Source organism: Stenotrophomonas sp. Marseille-Q4652, from assembly GCF_916618915.1.
Taxonomy (GTDB): Bacteria; Pseudomonadota; Gammaproteobacteria; order Xanthomonadales; family Xanthomonadaceae; genus Stenotrophomonas.
On the sequence record NZ_CAKAKE010000001.1, the window covers coordinates 2,114,781 to 2,131,315 of the forward strand.

16 protein-coding genes are annotated in these 16,535 nt (G+C 68.8%); 2 read left to right on the forward strand and 14 right to left on the reverse strand.

Translation table 11 applies throughout. From position 1 onward, the window contains the following. Positions 1-72 precede the first annotated feature (72 nt). The 4 genes from LG380_RS10065 to ubiE form a co-directional block, all read right to left on the reverse strand. Positions 73-708, reverse strand: a complete 636-nt coding sequence (locus tag LG380_RS10065) for an HAD-IA family hydrolase (RefSeq protein WP_225764929.1) — start codon at positions 706-708, stop codon at positions 73-75. A gap of 8 nt (positions 709-716) precedes the next feature. Beyond that, positions 717-1,454 (reverse strand): hypothetical protein, encoded by a 738-nt coding sequence (locus LG380_RS10070; RefSeq protein WP_225764931.1) that lies wholly within the window; start codon positions 1,452-1,454, stop codon positions 717-719. 125 nt (positions 1,455-1,579) lie between these two features. Continuing rightward, positions 1,580-3,514 carry a M1 family metallopeptidase gene (locus tag LG380_RS10075; protein ID WP_225764932.1) on the reverse strand — a complete coding sequence of 645 codons (1,935 nt, stop codon included), beginning with the start codon at positions 3,512-3,514 and terminating at the stop codon, positions 1,580-1,582. A 113-nt stretch (positions 3,515-3,627) separates the two neighbouring features. Further along, positions 3,628-4,392 (reverse strand): bifunctional demethylmenaquinone methyltransferase/2-methoxy-6-polyprenyl-1,4-benzoquinol methylase UbiE, encoded by a 765-nt coding sequence (gene ubiE, locus LG380_RS10080; RefSeq protein WP_225764933.1) that lies wholly within the window; start codon positions 4,390-4,392, stop codon positions 3,628-3,630. A gap of 90 nt (positions 4,393-4,482) precedes the next feature. Between ubiE and LG380_RS10085 the strand changes: the two genes are divergently transcribed. Further along, the gene (locus LG380_RS10085; protein WP_225764934.1) at positions 4,483-4,935 is read left to right on the forward strand and encodes a nucleoside deaminase; all 453 of its coding nucleotides are present in this window, start codon (positions 4,483-4,485) and stop codon (positions 4,933-4,935) included. A gap of 130 nt (positions 4,936-5,065) precedes the next feature. Then, entirely contained in the window at positions 5,066-5,320 is a 255-nt protein-coding gene (locus LG380_RS10090; RefSeq protein ID WP_225764935.1) for a hypothetical protein, read from the forward strand. 86 nt (positions 5,321-5,406) lie between these two features. Here the strand turns inward: LG380_RS10090 and hslU are convergent, their stop codons facing one another. From hslU to LG380_RS10140, 10 genes are all read right to left on the reverse strand, one after another. Then, on the reverse strand, positions 5,407-6,780 hold the full coding sequence (hslU, locus tag LG380_RS10095; RefSeq protein ID WP_225764936.1) for an ATP-dependent protease ATPase subunit HslU: 1,374 nt from the start codon (positions 6,778-6,780) through the stop codon (positions 5,407-5,409). A 90-nt stretch (positions 6,781-6,870) separates the two neighbouring features. Beyond that, complete coding sequence (gene hslV / locus LG380_RS10100) at positions 6,871-7,422, reverse strand: ATP-dependent protease subunit HslV (RefSeq protein ID WP_225764937.1); 552 nt, start codon at positions 7,420-7,422, stop codon at positions 6,871-6,873. Next, positions 7,308-8,678: a hypothetical protein gene (locus tag LG380_RS10105; RefSeq protein WP_225764938.1), complete on the reverse strand. Its 1,371-nt coding sequence runs from the start codon at positions 8,676-8,678 to the stop codon at positions 7,308-7,310. Before LG380_RS10105 ends, hslV begins: the two co-directional genes overlap by 115 nt. 839 nt (positions 8,679-9,517) lie before the next feature. Next, complete coding sequence (xerC, locus tag LG380_RS10110; protein WP_225764939.1) at positions 9,518-10,420, reverse strand: tyrosine recombinase XerC; 903 nt, start codon at positions 10,418-10,420, stop codon at positions 9,518-9,520. Positions 10,421-10,440: 20 nt separating this feature from the next. After that, entirely contained in the window at positions 10,441-11,118 is a 678-nt protein-coding gene (locus LG380_RS10115; RefSeq protein WP_225764940.1) for a DUF484 family protein, read from the reverse strand. Continuing rightward, the gene (gene dapF / locus LG380_RS10120) at positions 11,115-11,966 is read right to left on the reverse strand and encodes a diaminopimelate epimerase (RefSeq protein WP_225764942.1); all 852 of its coding nucleotides are present in this window, start codon (positions 11,964-11,966) and stop codon (positions 11,115-11,117) included. Before dapF ends, LG380_RS10115 begins: the two co-directional genes overlap by 4 nt. Further along, the gene (locus LG380_RS10125; RefSeq protein WP_225764943.1) at positions 11,959-12,195 is read right to left on the reverse strand and encodes a lipoprotein; all 237 of its coding nucleotides are present in this window, start codon (positions 12,193-12,195) and stop codon (positions 11,959-11,961) included. Before LG380_RS10125 ends, dapF begins: the two co-directional genes overlap by 8 nt. A 55-nt stretch (positions 12,196-12,250) precedes the next feature. Further along, entirely contained in the window at positions 12,251-12,670 is a 420-nt protein-coding gene (locus tag LG380_RS10130) for a YbaN family protein (RefSeq protein ID WP_225764944.1), read from the reverse strand. 108 nt (positions 12,671-12,778) lie between these two features. Next, positions 12,779-13,864 (reverse strand): autotransporter outer membrane beta-barrel domain-containing protein, encoded by a 1,086-nt coding sequence (locus LG380_RS10135; RefSeq protein WP_225766569.1) that lies wholly within the window; start codon positions 13,862-13,864, stop codon positions 12,779-12,781. Further along, complete coding sequence (locus LG380_RS10140; protein ID WP_225764945.1) at positions 13,854-16,430, reverse strand: ESPR-type extended signal peptide-containing protein; 2,577 nt, start codon at positions 16,428-16,430, stop codon at positions 13,854-13,856. The genes LG380_RS10135 and LG380_RS10140 overlap by 11 nt, the downstream gene beginning before the upstream one ends. Between the last annotated feature and the right edge of the window lie 105 nt (positions 16,431-16,535).

Genomic DNA, 16,535 nt, shown 5'->3' on the forward strand with positions numbered 1-16,535 from the left:
TCCCGCCCGACAGCAACACGACGACGGCGCCCGGGGGCGCCGTTGTTGTTTCCGCAGCCGCAGTTGCGGCGCTCAGCCGTGCAGGCCCTGCCATAGCTCCAGCAGTTGCACGCAGTCGCGCACCTGCCAGCGTGCCACGCCCGGCCAGGGATTCCGCCCTTCGGGGTCGAGCAGGATCCCGGGCACGCCGGCGGCCTGCGCACAGGCGATGTCGTGCAGGTGGTCACCGACCATGCGCATCGCCGCCGGGGCCACCTGCCAGCGCGCAGCGAACCAGCCCAGTCCATCCGGGGCCGGCTTGGGCGCAGCCTGGTCGCGCCCGAGGATCTGCGCCGGGTCGAAGCAGTCCTCCAGCCCGATCGCAGCCAGCGTTACTTGGGTCAGCGCGTGGTCGTTGCGGGTCAGGATGCCCAGCTGCACGCCGGCCGCTCGCAGTGCTCGCACCAGTGCCACCGCGCCGGGCGCGGCGATCGCCGCCTCGGCCAGACCCTGCTCGTGCTGCCTCAGCCAGCTTCGCGCCTGGTGCGCACGTGCCGGCGGCAGCGCGGCGAGGTGGGCGAGGATGTCCTCCCCGGCCGGGATCGCCAGCTCGCGCCGGATCAGCGCAAAGTCGTGCACCGGCACGGTCAGGGTGCCGTCCAGGTCGAACACCCAGTGCCGGCTGAGGACCAGGTCCTCCAGCGCGGCCGGACCCGGCCCGCGGGCCATTGCGTCCATCAGTCCCAGCCCGGCAGCTGGGTGCCATCCAGCCCGCCGGTTTCGAACAGCACCTCGCGGGTGCCGCCGGCCTTGACCGGGAATTCGATCTTCATCGTCGTGGCCTGCCGCGCCAGCTTCCACAGCGCGCGGTTGTCGGTGATGAACATCGCGGTGGCCTCGTCGGTATCCGGGCGGTGCGCGGCCATCGTGCGCGGCCGGGCATCATCCACGGTCACTGTCACCTGGCAGCGCTGGTAGCACGCCCTGGCGAAGTCGCTGGCCTGCAGCACCAGGTAGGCGTGGCGCTTCCACTCCGGATGGTCGCGGAACACCAGCTGCACCGGCCTGGCACCGCTGCCGTCCACATCCACCGGCTGCTTGCCGTAGATCGCCGCCGAGCGCTGCATGCCCTTGCTGCCGACCGACACCTGGTTGTAGTGCCACAGCGCCTGCATGCGCCGCAGCTCGCGCGCGGCCTCGGCCTTGGCCTTGACCTCGGCGTAGCCCGGCTCGATCCGCGCGGCGACGTCCGAACCGGCGTACTGGTCGAAGATCGCGGCGCCATGGATCCGCGCGCGGTCCCAGTCCTGCGCCGCCACCGCCTCGTCGTAGCGCGCGGCCACCTCTTCGGCCTTGGCCTCGCGCTGCTGCCGGGCCTGCGCTTCAACGGCGGCCTGCGCCTGGCGCTCGGCTTCCGGATCGGTGCAGCCGGCCACGGCCAGTGCGCACAGCGCTCCCAGGACAATTCGCTTCATTCCACTGCTCCCATTGTTCGTGCGTGCCACGCGGGCGGACGCCTACTTTATCGGCAGCCCCGTGGCCGGGCGAAAAAAAGGCGGGCCCCGCAGGACCCGCCTTTCCTTGCAGACGCTGGCGCGGGTTACTTCGCGCCACCCTCGGCCTTGGCCAGCATGTCCTGGACCGAGGCGGTGGTGATCGGGTGGTAGCCCGGCTTGGCGCGCTCGAACACTTCCTTGGCAAACGCCAGGCCCTCGGGCGTCTTCACCAGTTCGGCGTAGATCGGCAGGATCAGCTTGCGACGGCCGACGCGCTGGATGAACTCACCGGCCGCTTCCTGCGCCTGCGTATAGCCGCTGCGGATCGCCAGCGGGTACCAGCGCATGGCGATCTCGCCGTTCGGGGTGCCGGTCAGCTTGTAGGCCTGGTCCAGCTTGGCCAGCAGGGCTACGTCCTGGGTCTGGCCCAGCCCGCTGATGAAGTGCACCCATTCCTGGGTGGCCCAGGCATTGGTCAGCTGGCTGTTGGGCAGCTGGCCGCTGCCGAGCAGGGCGATGCGCGCGGTATCGACCAGGGCAAGGTTGCGCGAGGCCGGGGCCGGGGCGCTGGCCGGGATGCCCGGCTTGTTGAGCCACTCGTCCAGCTCCTGCGCGGTCACCGCATGCGGGTGTTTGGCCAGCAGCTCGGCCTGCAGGTACGCCACGAAGGCATCGGTATCGGTGCTCTTGAAGGCATGGGAGTCGAACCAGCCACGCAGGAAGGCATCGAACACCTCGCGGCCGACACGCTCTTCCAGGAACTGCAGGAACCAGGCGCCCTTGTCGTAGGCCACGCTGGACAGGGCCTCGTCCGGATCCAGCTCGCCGAGCGGAGCCAGCGCCAGCACCTGCTGGGCCTGCGGGGTCTCGGCGATTTCCGCCTTCAGCCCGGTCTGGTCGATCATCCGCTCCATCTGGGCCATTTCCTTGCCGTAGACAGCCTCGACGATGCGGCTCTGCACGTAGCTGGTGAAGCCCTCGTTGAGCCAGATGTCCTTCCAGCTCGAATTGGTCACCAGGTTGCCGGACCAGCTGTGCGCCAACTCGTGGGCGATCAGCGAGACCAGCGACTTGTCACCGGTGATCACGGTCGGGGTGGCAAACGTCAGACGCGGGTTTTCCATGCCGCCGAACGGGAACGACGGCGGCAGCACCAGCATGTCGTAGCGGCCCCAGCGGTACTCGCCGTACAGCTTCTCGGCCGCGACGATCATCTTCTCGGTGTCTTCGAACTCCTTGGCGGCCCTGGGCGCCATCGACGGCTCGGCCCATACGCCGGCACGGCCGGAGATCGGCTGGAACACCAGGTCGCCAGCGGCGATGGCCAGCAGGTAGGACGGGATCGGCTGCGGCATGGTGAAGCTGTACTCACCATCACGCGCGGCCTTGGAATCGTTGTCGGCGCTCATCAGCACCATCACGTCCGGGCGGCTGCTGACCTTGGCGCTGTAGGTGAAACGCACGCTCGGGGTGTCCTGCAGCGGCACCCAGGAACGGGCGTGGATCGCCTGCGACTGGCTGAACATGAAGGGCAGCTGCTGGCCCTCGGTCATCGACGGTTCCAGCCACTGCAGGCCCGAGGCGGTCGGCGCGGTGCGGTAGGTGATGGCGACCTTGGCCGGCTGGCGCGGGGTCTCGATGGTCAACCTGCTGCCGAACACCTTGTCGGCGTCGGCCAGCGTGAACAGCAGCGGCGAGGCGTTGCCCTGCGCGTCGATGGCCTCGACCTTCTCGATGGTCAGCTCGCGGGTATCGAGCACCAGCTCGGCGGCGTCCTTGTCCTTCCACTCCAGGGTGCAGGTGGCAGTGCCACCGATCTGGCGCGCGTCGAAGTCCAGCTTCAGGTCCAGCGCCAGGTCCTTGATGACGACCTTGTCCGGCTGTGCGTAGGAGCTCTCGTCGTGGCTGCGGTTGACGGCTTTCACGGCGGTGTCGGCAGCCTTGGTGGTGACGGGTTCGGCCACGGGAGCGGTGGAATCTTTGCCACAGCCGGCGGCCAGGGCAATGGCCAGCGGCAGCATCAGGAACGGTGAGCGCATCTAATCAGGACCAATCGGGGTGAAACGTGAAGTTTACCCCCTCGCGGCCACCGCGCTGCCCGGACGCGCAGGACGCGCCGCCGGCCGGGGCCGGCAGCGCGCACTGGCTGTGCTCAGACCTTGTAGCCGGAATGGATCGAGACGATGCCGGCGCTGAGGTTCTTGTAATGGCAGCGGGCGAAACCGGCCTCGCCCATCATCGCCTTCAGTTCTTCCTGCGGCGGATGCTTGCGGATGCTCTCGGCCAGGTACTGGTAGCTGTCGGCGTCGCCGCGGGCGAACAGCTTGCCCAGCGTCGGCAGCACCTTGAACGAATGGAAGTCGTAGATCGGCTTGAACCACTCGGCGGTGACCTCGGAGAACTCCAGCACCCGCGCCTGGCCGCCGACCTTGAGCACCCGGTACATCTCGCGCAGTGCGGCGTCCTTGTCGGTGACGTTGCGCAGGCCAAAGGAGATCGTCACCAGGTCGAAGCTGGCATCGGGGAACGGCAGCGCCTCGGCGTTGCACTGCACCCATTCGAAGCCGGACACCTGGCCACGGTTGGTCATGCGGTCGCGACCCACCGACAGCATGCCGGCATTGATGTCACCCAGCACCACGGTGCCCTCGGCACCCAGGCGCTCCTTGAGCAGCAGCGCGATGTCGCCGGTACCGCCGGCCAGGTCGAGGACGCGGTCGCCCGGCTTCACCTGCGCGGTGGCCACGAAGTAGCGCTTCCACAGCCGATGGATGCCCAGGCTCATCAGGTCATTCATCAGGTCGTAGTTGTCGGCCACCGAGGTGAACACCTGGCCGACAAGCTTCTGCTTGTCCTTGGCCGGTACGTCGCGGAAGCCGAAGTGGGTGGTGCCGGTCTTGTAGGGGGATTCGCTCATGGGGCCGATTATCGCACCGCCGGCGTGATTGCGGCCGCTATCATCGGCGTCCTCGTGGCCCGCCCGGCCACCCCACGCCCCGGATTTCCCATGATCGCCAACCCCGACTACCGCGCCCTGCTCGACACCGCCATCAACGAAGCCCGCCAGGGTCTGGCCGAGGGCGGCATCCCGATCGGCGCGGCCCTGTACCACGGCGACGGCCGCCTGCTCGGCTGCGGCCACAACCGCCGCGTGCAGGAGGATGACCCGTCCATCCACGGCGAGACCGATGCCTTCCGCAAGGCCGGCCGCCAGCGCTCCTACCGCGACACCATCATGGTCACCACGCTGGCCCCGTGCTGGTACTGCTCGGGCCTGGTACGCCAGTTCAACATCGGTACCGTGGTGGTGGGCGAGTCGGTCACCTTCCAGGGCGGCATCGACTGGCTGCGCGAGAACGGAGTCAAGGTGATCGACCTGGCCGACGAGCGCTGCATCGGCATGATGCGCGACTTCATCGCCGCCCAGCCGGAGCTGTGGAACGAGGACATCGGAGAATGAGCCGCAGCGCCAGCCCGAAACGCGGGCGCAGTCACGGTCTGGAAGCAAAGTCTGCCCGTTTCACCTCCACATAACGCCTTCATTGCGCGCCGCCGATAATGTTGAAGCCCCGGCGACGAGGAGGTGTGTGATGCATGCCCAGCCCAGGCTTGAACCTGACCGGAGCCTCGCCATCGCGCGGACACGCGAGCGGTTGCGCGCGCATTACCTGCGCCACCGCAACTCGCCGCCTTTCTGGGACGCCTACCAGCACCTGCAGGATGAGCTGGCTGCCAGCTTCCCGGATGATCCCGTCGGAGCCTGCAACCTGATGGCGCGGATTGCCGAGACCCTGGGGGCGGTTCCGCGCGCCCAGCTGCTGGATCGGCCGGACGAAAGCTGCTGACCCGAGCGCGCGTAGCGGTCCCGGCAATGCCGGAAACGACGATGGCGACCCTCGGGCCGCCATCGCGCAACACACCAGGAACTGGATCAGAGGATGTAGCGGCTCAGGTCCGGATCCTGCACCAGCTCGCCCAGGTGCGAGTCAACGTAGGCGCGGTCGATGGTGACGCTGTCGCCGCCGCGGTCCGGGGCCTCGTAGCTGAGCGTGTCCAGCAGCCGCTCCAGCACGGTGTGCAGGCGGCGGGCACCGATGTTCTCCTGCCGCTCGTTGACCTGCGCGGCGATCTCGGCCAGACGCTCCACGCCATCGGTGGAGAACTCCACCGACACGCCCTCGGTCCTGAGCAACGCCTGGTACTGGCGGGTCAGCGCGGCCCTGGGCTCGGTGAGGATGCGCACGAAGTCATCCTTGCTCAGCGCGCCAAGTTCCACGCGGATCGGGAAGCGGCCCTGCAGCTCGGGGATCAGGTCGCTGGGCTTGGCCAGGTGGAAGGCGCCCGAGGCAATGAACAGGATGTGGTCGGTCTTGACCGTGCCGTACTTGGTCGACACGTTGGAGCCTTCCACCAGCGGCAGCAGGTCGCGCTGCACGCCCTCGCGGCTGACATCGCCGCCACCGACGTTGTCACCGCGCTTGGCGACCTTGTCGATCTCGTCGATGAACACGATGCCGTGCTGCTCGCAGGCCTCGATCGCCGCGCTGCGGATGTCATCCTCGTTGACCAGCTTGCCGGCCTCTTCCTCGATCAGCAGCGGCCGCGCGGCCTTGATCGTCATGGTGCGCTTGTTGGACTTGGCGCTGCCGAGGTTGGCGAACATCGACTTCAGCTGCTGGCCCATTTCCTCCATGCCCGGCGGGGTCATGATGTCCATGGACACGTTGGCGGCGATCTCCAGTTCGATCTCCCGGTCGTCCAGCTCGCCGTTGCGCAGCATGCGGCGGAACTTGATGCGGGTCTCGCTGTCGGCGGCTGACGGTTCGTTGCGCGCAGCCTCGGCGTCAAACCCAATACCGACGGCGCGACGTGGCAGCAGCGCATCGAGGATGCGGTCCTCGGCGCGCTCCTCGGCCTGGGTGCGCACGCGAACCTTGGCCTGCTCGCGGTAGAGCTTGACCGCGGTATCGGCCAGGTCACGGATGATCTGCTCCACGTCCTTGCCGACGTAGCCGACCTCGGTGAAACGGGTCGCCTCGACCTTGACGAACGGCGCGTTGGCCAGCGTCGCCAGGCGGCGCGCGATCTCGGTCTTGCCCACGCCGGTGGGACCGATCATCAGGATGTTCTTGGGCATCACCTCGTTGCGCAGTTCGTCGGGCAGCTGCATGCGCCGCCAGCGGTTGCGCAGGGCGATGGCGACCGCGCGCTTGGCGTCGTGCTGGCCGACGATGTGGCGGTCCAGCTCCTGCACGATCTCGCGCGGGGTCATCGTCGAGGAGGAAACTTCAATCTTGTGCGACATGTCGGTTTCTCGTGTGCGCCCGCGCAATTGCGCAGGCGATGGAACGAATGGGATGGGCAGCGGTCTCCGGCATCGGCCGGGGCGCGGTCATCAGAGCTCTTCCACCACCACGTTGCGGTTGGTGTAGATGCAGATGTCACCGGCAATGCCGATCGCCTCGGTGGCGATGGTCCTGGCATCCAGCTCGGTGTGCGCGACCAGCGCGCGTGCGGCCGACAGCGCGTAGGAGCCACCGGAACCGATGGCGATGATGCCGTCCTCCGGCTCGATCACGTCGCCGGTGCCGCTGATGATCAGCGAGGTTTCCCTGTCGGCCACCGCCAGCAGCGCTTCGAGCTTGCCCAGCCGGCGCTCGGTGCGCCAGTCCTTGGCCAGCTCCACGGCCGCGCGCTGCAGCTGGCCGTGCTTTTCGAGCTTGGCCTCGAACAATTCGAACAGGGTGAAGGCATCGGCGGCGGCGCCGGCGAATCCGGCCAGCACCTGGCCCTCGCGGCCCAGGCGACGCACCTTGCGCGCATTGCCCTTCATCACCGTGTGGCCCAGCGTGACCTGGCCGTCGCCGGCAATGGCCACCTTGTCGCCGCGGCGGATGCACACGATCGTGGTGGCGTGGAAGACATTCGGGTTCTGGCTGGGATCCATCGCGGTACTCCGTTGTGAACCCCAGAAATGGGGCCCACGACAGGTGATTCAAGCCATCTCGCCATATCCGGAACAGTCCGCGGTTTACCGCGGCGACAGGCAGCCTTGCCCCTGCGTTGCCGCCGCGTCGAGCTCCACCTGGCCGAGCAGCTGGCGCGTGCCGTCGGCATGTCGAGCTCGATCCGGTAAAGCCCCGGCAGCACCCACGCCATCGCCTGCGCCTGCCCATCGGCCAGCGGAAACTGGTCGGCGGCAATGACCTGCTGATCGTCGCTGCCGGCATCGAACACCCGCAACAACGCCGGCTCCACCGACGGCGGCACGCACAGGTGCAGCGGCACGCGCCCGGGCAGCGTTGCCAGCCAGCCCGGGCGTGCGTCGACCGCGGGCACCGGCAGGTGCACGACGACCCAGTCGGCCTCGGCCGTCGGCGCGCGGCCGCCATCGACCACCGCCTGCACGCCGGCCTGCGGCGGTGTCGGCCAGGCCGCCGGATCATCTCCCGTGCAGGCCGTCGCGCCCTGGCGGATCGCCAGTGGCTCGGTGCCGGTCATCGCCATCAGATGGGAGGCCATCCAGCGCGCCTCGCTGCGCTTGTCCAGGTGCGAGCCGCCGACGTAGACCAGCAGCCGCTGCCGGGGATGGGCCTGCAGCCAGTCGGCCAGTCGCTGTGCCTGCATGCGTTCGCGCGCCTCGCGGCTGGCCACGTGCACCGAGGCCTCGTAGGGCAGCAGCTCCCAGCCCAGTGCCAGCGCATGGCGGACTGCTGCGGCGAACACCGGGTCGCGGGTATAGACGCCGCTGCCGGCGCGCACCCGGCCATCGGCGGTGCCGGCGACCACATCATCGGCAAAGGTCTCCGCGGCCAGCGCGCGCACGCCCTGTGCATGCAGGCGGTCGATCAGCTGCTGCAGGAAGGCACGATGGCGGCTGCGGCCATGGCTCTCGTTGAGCATCACCACGCGGCGGTCGCGCATCGCCTCGTCGAGCACCGGCAAGGCATCGCGCCAACGCGTGTGCGCTTCGAATGCCGGCAGGGGCCGGCGCTGGCTGCAGCCCAGCGCCTCGTCGCCGGCCACCGCGGCCAGCTGCGCCAGCAGCTGTTCCTTCCCGGGTCGGGGTGGTGCCTGCCGGACCAGCTGCAACGAATGCCATGGCGTATTGCCGGTGGTCAGGGCGTGATAGGGCAGCGCGCGCGCCGATTGCGCCGCCAGCAACAACAACACCGCCAGGCCCCCGATTGCCCACTGCCGCATGTCCACCCTCCGCATTCCTTGTGCGTCCCAGCATCGGCAAGCGGCGCACCGATCGCAAGCCGCGGATCGCGTCAGGCGGGCGTGATCGCGCGGCGTGTGACCGCGGTGGTCTTCGTCGCCGCGAGCTTGCCGGAAGCTCCAAGGTCACGTTGCTGTTGCGAAATCCCAACAGGTTCGTCCGCATGCACGTCGCCACGCCTCCCCGCATGCCCCTGTCGCTGGACCGCCTGCTCGAGCTGGTAGGCGCCCAACAGGGTGTCGGCGTGTTCGACCAGACCGACACCCTGCCTATGCCAACGACTTCTACCGCTAGCTGCTGCACATCCCCCCGCCGGCGAGCTGCCGTGCTGGAAGGACATCCTTCGCAGCAACCACCTGCGCCAGACCGGCAACCGCATTGCCACCACGGACTTCGAGGCCTGGGCCTCGGCCGCCTCTCGCTACGGCAGACTGCCGTTCCGCGCCTTCGAGGCCGACCTGCACGATGGGCGCTGGATCCACGTGGCCAAGACCACCCTGGCCAACGGCCCGGCCGTGACACCGGCGACATGCTGCTGCGCCACTTCGCAGGCCCGGTCCCAAGGCCTGGTGCGCCGCGAGGACGTGGCCGCTCGCTGGGGCCGGGAATCCCTGTTGTTGCTGCGCGACATCGATGCGGACGCCGCGCACGACGTAGTCGAGCATGTGTTGGCCAGGTGCGCGACAGGTGCCGCTGCCGCAGCATCGGCAGTTCCGTGCATGCCGCGCTCAAGCGCGCGGACGAAGCGCTGTACGCGGCCAAGGGCGAGGGCCGCGACCGCCGGTCACGCACTGAGGATCGTGCGCCACAAGGCGCGCGCTCAGCCCGCCAGCGGCTCGCTGCCGCCCTGCCCCTTGCGCTTGGCGCGCGGATGCGCGGCGTCGTAGACCTTGGCCAGGTGCTGGAAATCCAGATGGGTGTAGATCTGGGTGGTGGAGATGTCGGCGTGGCCGAGCAGCTCCTGCACGCCGCGCAGGTCGCCCGAGGATTCGAGGATGTGGCTGGCGAAACTGTGCCGCAGCATGTGCGGGTGCACGTGCTTGAACAGGCCCTGGCGCTGGGCCAGCTGCTTGATCCGGATCTGCACCGCACGCTGGCTGATGGGCGCGCCGCCGCGACCGGGAAAGACCGGCAGCGCTGGCTGGCCGCCGCTGTTCACGCGCCATTCCTCCAGCGCCCGGCGTGCATGCGAGCCCACCGGCACACGGCGCTGCTTGCCACCCTTGCCCAGCACATTGACCACGCCGGCGGCGAAATCCAGATCACGCCAGCGCAGCGCACACAGCTCGCTCAGGCGCAGTCCCGAGGAATAGAACAGCTCCAGCAGCGCACGGTCGCGCAGGCCCAGCGGTGCGTCGGTGGGCAGTTCGACCAGCTGCACCGCCTCATCGGCATCAAGCACCTGCGGCAGCTTGCGTGGCGCGCGCGGCGCACGCAGCGCCGCGGCCGGGTTGGTTTGTATGCGGCCATTCTTCAGCAGCCACTGGTAGAAGCTGCGGCAGGCCGAAAGCCGGCGCTGCAGGCTCTTGGGCGAGAGGCTGCGGCGGTGCTCGCTGGCGATGAACTGCCGCAGTTGCTCGCTGGCCAGCGCCTCGATGCCCACACCAGCCTCGCCCGCCCAGCCGGCCAGTGCAGCCAGATCGCGGCGGTAGGCATCAAGCGTGTGCGCCGAGGCACGCCGCTCGACCTGCAGGTAAGACAGGAAGTCCTGGCAGGGATCCATGCCGGTACTGCCCAGGCGGATCAGGCCGTGGCGAAACGCTGCAGGGCCACCGCCAGCGACTCGCCCATCATGCGCAGGAACAGCGTGCCCATGCCTGGGTAGAAACGGTTGGGGTCATGGCTGCCGACCGCGATCAGGCCAACGCCCGGCAAAGGCAGCAACGCGGTGGACTGCACCTCGCCCACGCGCTCGCCGTACAGCAAGGTGTTCTTCTCCGGCTGCAGGCGGCCGCAGATCGGCTCGCCGTCATTGAGGCAGTCGTGGAACGGGGCCAGCGCCGGGTCGCTGCCGCCATGCACCTGCAGCCACGGTGCCTGTTCCAGCCCGGCTACCGGCTGCAGCAGCACGATGCGCACCAGGTCGCCGGCGAAATCCTCTTCCAGCGAGGCCACCATCGCGCGCAGCGTATCGGCGGCGCTGGTCTGGCGCATCAGCGCCAGGGTCAACTGGTGCGTGCGCACGGCCAGGCGCTCGTTGACCTGGGCATTGCCGGCCAGTTCGCTCAGCCGCCGCGACAGCTCGCGGTTCTTGTCACGCAGGATTTCCAGCTGGTAGCTGGCCAGCGACGCGGTCGGGCCGTCATCGCGCGGCACCACCATGGTCAGTGCCAGGTCCGGGAACTGCTTGAGGAAGGTAGGGTGGCGCCGCAGCCACGCCGCCACCTCGTGGGCACCGATCTTTTCCAGGGTATCGCTCATCCGTTCCACTCCCCATCGAATACGAACGCCGTTGGCCCGGACAGGATGATCTGCGCATCATCCGCTGGCCAGCGCACGCGCAGGTCACCACCGGGCAGCGAGATCACCGCATCGCGGTCCAGGCGGCCGCGCTGCATCATCACCACGGCCGCGGCGCAGGCGCCGCTGCCACAGGCCAGGGTCTCCCCGACCCCGCGCTCGAACACCCGCAGCCGCGCATGGCCAGGGTCGAGCACCTGTACGAAACCCACGTTCACCGACTCCGGGAACGAAGCATGCTGCTGCAGCAGCGGACCGAGGCGCTCCACCGGGGCGGCATCGATCAGGCCCACTTCCAGTACCGCGTGCGGATTGCCCATCGACACCGCACCAAAGCGCACGCTCTCCCCCTGCAGCGGCAGCACGTATTCCTCGCGCGACCGCGGAAAACCCACCAGCGGGATCTGCTCGGGCTCGAACTGCGGCACGCCCATCGCCACGGCGAACTCGGCTGGGCCCAGCTGCTCGACGCGGTGGCTGTCGCCGGGGCTGTCGATCTGGAAACCACCGGCCGGGTCCACGCCATCGCGGACCAGCCAGGCCGCCACGCAGCGCGCGCCGTTGCCACACTGCCCGGAGCTGGAACCGTCCGAATTCCAGACGCGGTAAGAGGCCACGGAGGCGGGATCACGCGATGCCTCGATGGTCAGGATCTGGTCGCAGCCCACCCCGGAATGGCGGTCGGCCAGGCGCGCGGCCAGCTTCGCATCCGGTGGCGGCGTGCCATCGCGCAGGTCCAGCACCACGAAATCATTGCCGGCGCCATGCATCTTGGTGAAACGCAGGCGGCCGTCGGCCGGCTTATTCATCCGAATCCGCGTCGGCGGGCACGGTCTCGCCGGCATCCTCTTCGATCGCCTGCTCGGCGGCCTCATCGGCCTCGCCGTTTGCCTCGTCGACAGGCTCCACGGCCTGTTCCTCGATCGGCACCGGTTTCTGCGGCATCACCAGCGGGCCCTTGTTGCCACAGGCGGTCAGGACCAGCAGCGCGCATGCCGCCGGCAGCAGGAAAAACAGCGAATTGGGCTTCATCTTCATGCGCCCGAGTATAGCCACCCGGCATGAAATCCGCCGCGACACCAGCGCGCCCGATTCAGCGTTCGCCCGGTGGCAGCGGCCGTGCCCACAACCAGGTCGCGACCACGACCATGCAGCCGATCGACAGCCATTTCACCCAGGCCAGCGGCACGCACCAGAGCATGACCAGCGCGCACAGCAGCATGGTCAAAGTCGCCATCCACTTGGCGCGTCGGCTGACCGCACCGTGCGCATGCCAGTCGGTGATGACCCGACCGAACCGTGGGTGGCGCAACAGCCAGTCGTGCAACCGGTCCGAGCCGCGCGCGGCGGCCCAGGCCGAGATCAGGACGAACACCGTGGTCGGCAGGCCGGGCACGAAGATGCCGACGATGCCCACGCCGAGGCTGGCGTAGGCCAGCACCCACCACGCCCAGCGGAACCGGCTGGGTGGCCGTGAAACGGGACGGGGCTCGGGCGGCAGGTGGGGCGACATGCCGCCAAGCATACCGAGCCGGTGTGGATGAGCATCCACACCCTCGTTGGATCACTACCAGGCGGGGCGGGCGCACCTTGCGTCCCGCCCACCGTGCAGGGCATCGCCTCAGAGCTCCCAGCGCCAGTCCAGATGCGCGCCCAGTTCCCTCACCTCTCCACCCGCCCGGCCCTGCATCGCCATCGACAGGCGACTGTTGGCCGAGGTATTGACCGCCACGCCCAGTTCGGCGATGCCCAGGTTGCGTGCCAGGGCCACGCCGCCGACGTCGAAGCCATTGCTGCCGGCGACAAAGCGCTGCGCAGAGAACGGCCGCAGGTCACCCTGCGCGTTCTGCCAGGCCAGGCCAGCGCTGAGGGTAGCTGCCTCGTCCTGCCCGGCACTGATGTCCCAGCCCATGCGCAGGCCAAGCGTGGTGGTCCAGTAGGTATCCCTTCCTGCCTCCACCTGCAGGACGGCGTTGCCTCCCCTCTCGACGAAGGCGTCAGTCTCCACGCGGCCGTGGGCAGCACCGACATAGGGAACGAATTGCGCGCCACCCAGCGCCAGCTTCCACCCGGCCTCGGCAAACAGCGTGGTGCCACGGGCGTCGTAGTCGGAATGCAGTGATTGGGGCGCGACACCCACACCCAGCTGACGACGGCTTCCGACCGAGTACTTCGTGTGGCTGCCACCCAACAGCAGCGACCAGGCATGGTGCTCGAAGCCGGCGTAGAGGCCACCGTGGACCGAGTCGATATCGGTCGCCGCGGACAGTGAACGCTGCTGCACCCGCTGCTCCTGTTGGCCCAGCGCCATGCCCAGCACGAAGGCATCACCCAGGCGTCCGTCAACGCCGACGACCAGACCGTTGCGACTGGAGTGCAGGCGGTGGGCCTCGCTCCCCGCGTCATTGCGCGCCGACGCTCCGCCACCCGACAGCCACGCCGAAACGCCCAGGTCCCGACTGTCCGGATCCGCGTTGTGCATCCGCTGGCGGATGCCGTCACGCAGCAGGCGGTCTTCCAGCAGCACGCCGCGGTTCGAGGCATGCAGTTGCCCGGAGAGCTGGTCGAACGCCGCCAGCGCCTCGTCTTCCGACAGTTCCAGCAACCCGTTGTACAGGGCCAGCGCATCGCCGGACTGGACCAGGCTGTTGAGCGCCCTCGCGGTGGCGTACTGGTTGGCAGTGCGCGCGACGCGATCAAAGACCAGCGGCGGAGCCGGTGACGGTGCCGTGGGGTTGGGCGAAGGCGTGGGTGCAGGCGTGCCGGGGTTGTTGCCCGGATCCGGAGGGGGTGGGGGTCGGGGTCGGGGTCGGGCCGCCCGAGGCTGCCACCGCCAGGGTGAGCACCACGCTGGTATCGGTATAGCTCAGGCTCGGGGTCAGGAAGGCCGAACGTGTGGTGACATCATCGAAGCGCCCGCTGACCCCAGCCTGGGCGGTGAGGATCGTGTAGGCCTGACCGTTCTGGTAACTCACCTGCGGATCCAGGGTGGTGACCCGCACGCCGGTCGGCCCGCCAGTGAACCCGTCATGCGCGCCGATACGGGCCTTGCCCGTGATCTGCAGCAGGTCCGACTGGCCATTGCCCCGCACGTCCACGTCGTAGAAGGCCTTCTTATCCGGCGCCAGCAAGGTGCCGTTGTTGAAGTAGGCATCGCCCTCGATGCGCAGCGTGCCGATGCCGCCGTCACCCGGCGCCACCGTGCCACCCTGCAGGATGACCAGCTCGCCCAGGGTGCCGCTGCCCGCCAGCACGCCAGCGAGGGAGACGGTAGCCGTCGACGTGCGCTCGCGCACCGGGGTTCCGGAATGGACGATTTCCTGTTCGAAGCCGGCAGTGCCGTTGACGACCAGGGTGCCGCCGGTGACCCGGAGCTGCTGGTCGGGCTGACTGCCGCGGGCATCCGCCCTGCGGACGGTGCCAATGTCCGAATCGATGACCAGCCTGCCGCCGGCCACCTCGACCTTGCCCCGATAGCTGGACAGGTCGCCATCAAGCGTGGTGGAACCGGCCAGTGAACGGATGACGCCGCCGTCTTCACTACTTTCCAGCGCATTGACCAGCACGTAATCGTCGTGGGAATGGTTGAACAGCAGCGTGCCGTTGGATTCGAGCTGCAGGCGTGTGTCCACATCGACGCTCCCGGCCGCGACCGCCTCGGCAAACACCATGGCCGCAGCCTCCTGGTCCCACGCCGCCCAGCCGCCACCCAGCACCAGGTAACCGCCGCTGGTCAGCAGTACGCCCTCGCCGTCGGCACCGATACTGCCGCCCTCGCCGAGCGCGAGTACGCCAAACCCGTCGAACACGCCCCGGCCCACCTTCAGCTCCTGGGTCGCGTGCAGGCGCGCACCGTTGCCCTGCACCCTTACCTGCTCGACCTTGATGACCGGGCGCATTTCCGCCGAATCGCCACCGCCGGAGATGTGGGCGGTCGCCGTCTCGATGCGTGCGCCGTCCAGTACGTCCAGGTTGGTCCGGGTCTCGAACACGTCGCTGTTGCTCCACAACGTACCGGCACCACGAAGGGTGGCGCGACTGCCATCGGCTGCGTAGCTCTCCTGCAGTCGCACCTCGGCAGAGAGCACCTGGGCCTGCTCCTCGATCAGGGTGTGGTCAGAGAGCACGAGCTGCCCCACCTCCAGCCGCGAGCCAGTACCGGTCACGTGCACGTGGCCGGCCTGGTCGTAATCACGGCTGATGGCTTTCGAGTCCTCGGCCGCCAGTCGCGCGCCGGCAACCGCGCCGCCGTTGCGCACGACCAGCTCGCCCTTCGCCTGGGAGCCGACGATGATCTCGTCCGAGGACAGCAGCGAACCGGCTCCATCCACAATGATCCGGCCATCAGCCCTCTCGGTGTCACTGATGATCACGCGGCCGGCGCTGAGCTGGCCGCCCTCGAGGATGTTGACCAGGCCAGTGGGGCCGTCCGGGTCCGTACCGGCCCGGCCACGCACGCGCAGGTCGCGTTCGACCCGTACCTCGCCGGCCTCGGCAACGGTGAGCGTGCCCTTGCCCTCCACACCCACGTCCAGATGGTTGCCCTTGACCTCGAGCAGCGACCCGGGGCCTGCGACAAGCGCATGGGCGGCCCCGCCATCGCCGGAGCCCAGGCCCAATCCATACAGGTGAAACCCGCTCCAGCCGGCGGTCGTGGTGAGCCGGCCACCCTCGACAACCGCCAGGCTGCCGTTGCCCTGATGCCCGGCGGCCAGCTGGGTCACGCGCATCGTGGAGCCGTCACCGCGCACGGTAAGCGACCCTGTGGAACCGGCTGCTCCGGCCAGGCGGGTATAACCGCCAGCGGCGGCATCAAGCGTGCCGCCATCGACGACGGACAGTTCGCCCACTCCGGCCAGTCCGATGTCCAGCACACGGCTGCCATGCACCAGCCACTGCGACCCGGGCCCCTGCACGACCAGGCTGCCGTGGCTGTCGGCCAGCACCCCAAGGCGCAGCTGCCCACTGGCCACTACGGCCCCATCCTTGACCAGAACGCTACCGGCACTGTCGCTGCCAATGTCCACGCCCGTCGCGAACGTGGTGTCCTCGTCGATCGTCCTGTCCTCGTTGATGAGCGCCTGCGCAAGCGCCGGGGACATGGTGGCGAGCATCGGAATGGCGAGAACCAGCGACATCACGGCGGCCAAGGGATGCGGGCGGCGACGTGGCGCCGCGCTGCGGGCCGCGCCGGCGCGATGACTGACCACTTCGCTGGCGACCTGCACTACGCCGAGACGCCGGTTGAAGACAAGACGGAAGATACGGTTCACCAATTCTCTCCAGGGAATGAAAGACCACCGAGCCTTGCGCGCGGGGGCATGCCAGGCGATGGAAGGACATCCGGGGAGGGAATACGCACGAGGCCATGCGGCAGC

What these genes read in the sequence shown, in the direction of transcription:
- LG380_RS10065 (WP_225764929.1), bottom strand. Translation starts at nt 708, where the DNA reads ATGGCCCGCGGGCCGGGTCCGGCCGCGCTGGAGGACCTGGTCCTCAGC.
- LG380_RS10070 (WP_225764931.1), bottom strand. Translation starts at nt 1,454, where the DNA reads ATGAAGCGAATTGTCCTGGGAGCGCTGTGCGCACTGGCCGTGGCCGGC.
- LG380_RS10075 (WP_225764932.1), bottom strand. Translation starts at nt 3,514, where the DNA reads ATGCGCTCACCGTTCCTGATGCTGCCGCTGGCCATTGCCCTGGCCGCC.
- ubiE (WP_225764933.1), bottom strand. Translation starts at nt 4,392, where the DNA reads ATGAGCGAATCCCCCTACAAGACCGGCACCACCCACTTCGGCTTCCGC.
- LG380_RS10085 (WP_225764934.1), top strand. Translation starts at nt 4,483, where the DNA reads ATGATCGCCAACCCCGACTACCGCGCCCTGCTCGACACCGCCATCAAC.
- LG380_RS10090 (WP_225764935.1), top strand. Translation starts at nt 5,066, where the DNA reads ATGCATGCCCAGCCCAGGCTTGAACCTGACCGGAGCCTCGCCATCGCG.
- hslU (WP_225764936.1), bottom strand. Translation starts at nt 6,780, where the DNA reads ATGTCGCACAAGATTGAAGTTTCCTCCTCGACGATGACCCCGCGCGAG.
- hslV (WP_225764937.1), bottom strand. Translation starts at nt 7,422, where the DNA reads ATGGATCCCAGCCAGAACCCGAATGTCTTCCACGCCACCACGATCGTG.
- LG380_RS10105 (WP_225764938.1), bottom strand. Translation starts at nt 8,678, where the DNA reads ATGCGGCAGTGGGCAATCGGGGGCCTGGCGGTGTTGTTGTTGCTGGCG.
- xerC (WP_225764939.1), bottom strand. Translation starts at nt 10,420, where the DNA reads ATGGATCCCTGCCAGGACTTCCTGTCTTACCTGCAGGTCGAGCGGCGT.
- LG380_RS10115 (WP_225764940.1), bottom strand. Translation starts at nt 11,118, where the DNA reads ATGAGCGATACCCTGGAAAAGATCGGTGCCCACGAGGTGGCGGCGTGG.
- dapF (WP_225764942.1), bottom strand. Translation starts at nt 11,966, where the DNA reads ATGAATAAGCCGGCCGACGGCCGCCTGCGTTTCACCAAGATGCATGGC.
- LG380_RS10125 (WP_225764943.1), bottom strand. Translation starts at nt 12,195, where the DNA reads ATGAAGATGAAGCCCAATTCGCTGTTTTTCCTGCTGCCGGCGGCATGC.
- LG380_RS10130 (WP_225764944.1), bottom strand. Translation starts at nt 12,670, where the DNA reads ATGTCGCCCCACCTGCCGCCCGAGCCCCGTCCCGTTTCACGGCCACCC.